This window comes from Salinivibrio sp. HTSP, from assembly GCF_003390965.1.
Taxonomy (GTDB): domain Bacteria; phylum Pseudomonadota; class Gammaproteobacteria; order Enterobacterales; family Vibrionaceae; genus Salinivibrio; species Salinivibrio kushneri.
This window is the reverse complement of record NZ_PXUD01000081.1, coordinates 1-2,606: the sequence shown is the minus strand read 5'-3', so window position 1 is coordinate 2,606 and position 2,606 is coordinate 1. Positions and strand designations below refer to the sequence as shown.

Sequence of the window (2,606 nt, the reverse complement as noted above, 5' to 3'; positions counted from 1 at the left end):
CCGTGCTGGGGCTTGTGTCACCTACGCTGCCTATGCGGCAGTGAACACCAGTTTTTTATTATGGCCAGCGATGTGATGTTTCTAAGCTGCCTATGCGGCAGTGAACACCCTTTTCTCTTCGTGCCGCCAGTGCCTCACTTTCTAAGCTGCCTATGCGGCAGTGAACTCGCGCTGGGCTTTACTCATCGTCACGCCACTTTTCTAAGCTGCCTATGCGGCAGTGAACCTACACAGGTCGCCACTCCTGCTGCAAGTCGGTTTCTAAGCTGCCTATGCGGCAGTGAACCATAGATCGGAGCGAGAAAGTCAAACGTTTGATTTCTAAGCTGCCTATGCGGCAGTGAACACAAAGAACTGGCGGTGCGGACTTGGCAAATATTTCTAAGCTGCCTATGCGGCAGTGAACTGGGACCTACGTAGGCAATTGCGATTTTCATTTTTCTAAGCTGCCTATGCGGCAGTGAACTTTAAAAAATGAATAATTATCATAATATTTATTTTCTAAGCTGCCTATGCGGCAGTGAACCAAAATCCGTGCCCGTCTAGACAAGTTATGTTTTTCTAAGCTGCCTATGCGGCAGTGAACTCTTCGCTGGCGCTCACGAGCCACAATTTACTGTTTCTAAGCTGCCTATGCGGCAGTGAACTATTGGGCGGTATGATTAAGCCAACTGATGAAGTTTCTAAGCTGCCTATGCGGCAGTGAACATAGAATAACTTAATAATCGTCAGTGACAACAGGCCGTTAGGATAAAAATCGTCTTTTACCCTTGTTAAAAATCGCTTTCCGTAACGCTTTGTATTTATTAATTATTTTTAAATAGCCAAAAAATAAGGATAAAAAGATGCCGGCTTAGTTCTCCGTTGGGTTACGAATCGATGGTGAAGTCCTTGTGCAGGGCTTTCCAATGATTACGTAGCATCGCTTTGTGCTCCGTTAACATCGGTAATTGCGCAAGTTGATTTGGCCAGATATCTCTCGCCAAGTTGATCGTATCCAACAGATGCGGTTTGATCATTTGCCACGGCACACCTGCATCTTGCGACCAACGTTCGAAGTGGCTCAAACTAATGTCATACCAACGCTTACTTTTCGCCATTTTCAACGCAATGTTGTCATATTCAATATAAGGCTGCGTAAAGACCACATCATAAAGCGGTGCTAAACGCGGCAACATGCGGTCGGGGTAACAGAGCGTCCAGTTTTTTAAGTGCGCATCGCCATTTCCGAGCAAGATATTAATCAGCAGCCTGCGTGCCATTTGCTGTATGTCTTCTCGTCCATTAGCACTCTCACGATATAACACTTTCCCCAACTGCTCATAATTCACTTTTTGATATTTATCTGAAGGATATAAGCCAAACACCTGAGCAAAATCCTCCGCATGTATTCGGCCATCCGACCCGCGATCAAAGCGTTGTATGCCATACGCAAAGGGCTCGTTGGGTAGCTGAATATTAGGTAAACCCTCTAACTCAGCCACATTGATCAAACGTATTTCAGGAACCACGGCGCCGGCTTGTGCAGCGAGCGTCATACACGTGAACTCGTTGAGAGGCACACCTTTATGCACGGTTGAGGGTGTTTTTATGATCCATGAGTCTTCATTGGCGTCGTGATCAATATGGTATCGACCATCGCGGTGCGATGAAGAAAACTTCATCTGCACGCCGGCTAATGAAAATTTGCTATCAGCATGTTTAACATCAATCTGCTGCGGTGCGGTTGAGAGCCTTTGCGCCAATGCCCAACGCGGTAATTCCCCCGCTTTAATCGGCTTCGCCACAATGGCACCGGGCAGGTTTTTCCCCATATATGCGAGTATCGCGAACTCATTGTTGGTATGACACTGTAACGCCTGTGAGACGACGTCTCTCAATGCGCCTTCTGGGAGCAAATTGGAGAGCACTGGCGGCAGTTTATCCGTGCGAATTTGTGGTGTGTGTAAGTATTGCGGATCGCGACGTTGCCTTAACGAAAAAGTCAAACGCTCATGCTGAGAGGTGGCGATAAACGCCGGATTGAACGTGAGAATATTCTTCCCGCCCGCGTAGTGCGTAACAACAGCTACATCAACGCCATGCAGTTGAATGTTCAGCCCCTCAACGTCTTCACTGGTTTTGGTCATCACTATGCTCCGTCCCTAACCAAAAGTCGAGATCGTCGTTATCATCATCTTTATAACGATCGAGGTTTACCGACTCATCAACCATCTGAGATGCTTTGGGCTCGAGCGTTAATGTCAGGTCGAGCCCTTCAAGCACGCGCAGCAAAGTCGATAACCGAACATCACTCCCCGCCTCTACTCGCTGATACTGCTGTTGTTTCATGCCAATACGCATGTACATGTCAGACTGCTCTAGCCCGAGTGATTTGCGACGGGCTTGCAATGCGCGCGCTATATCTTTTAGTGACACCATGACACCCTCAAACAACTTTAATGTTGTATTACAGCTTATATACAACATTTTAGTTGTCATTTAAGGAATTACAACATATTCATTGTTTAATAAGTCACAATATCAAGACTAGCATGGTGCATTTACATCAGTTGTTATGAGCGCCAACTCGATCGTGCAAACTTGGTATGACTTTCGCGGCGCGC

General features: G+C 46.8%; 2 protein-coding genes and 1 CRISPR repeat array. Both genes read right to left on the bottom strand.

Annotated features, from left to right (window positions below; all coding sequences use genetic code 11):
* Positions 1–18: 18 nt before the first annotated feature.
* Positions 19–708: direct repeats of the CRISPR family, unit length 28 nt; unit sequence TTTCTAAGCTGCCTATGCGGCAGTGAAC.
* A 161-nt stretch (positions 709–869) separates the two neighbouring features.
* A complete protein-coding gene (locus tag C7A19_RS13930; RefSeq protein WP_116645172.1) occupies positions 870–2,129 on the bottom strand; it encodes a type II toxin-antitoxin system HipA family toxin in 1,260 nt (419 codons plus the stop codon).
* On the bottom strand, positions 2,113–2,421 hold the full coding sequence (locus C7A19_RS13925) for a helix-turn-helix domain-containing protein (RefSeq protein WP_077455917.1): 309 nt from the start codon (positions 2,419–2,421) through the stop codon (positions 2,113–2,115). Before C7A19_RS13925 ends, C7A19_RS13930 begins: the two co-directional genes overlap by 17 nt.
* Positions 2,422–2,606: the final 185 nt, after the last annotated feature.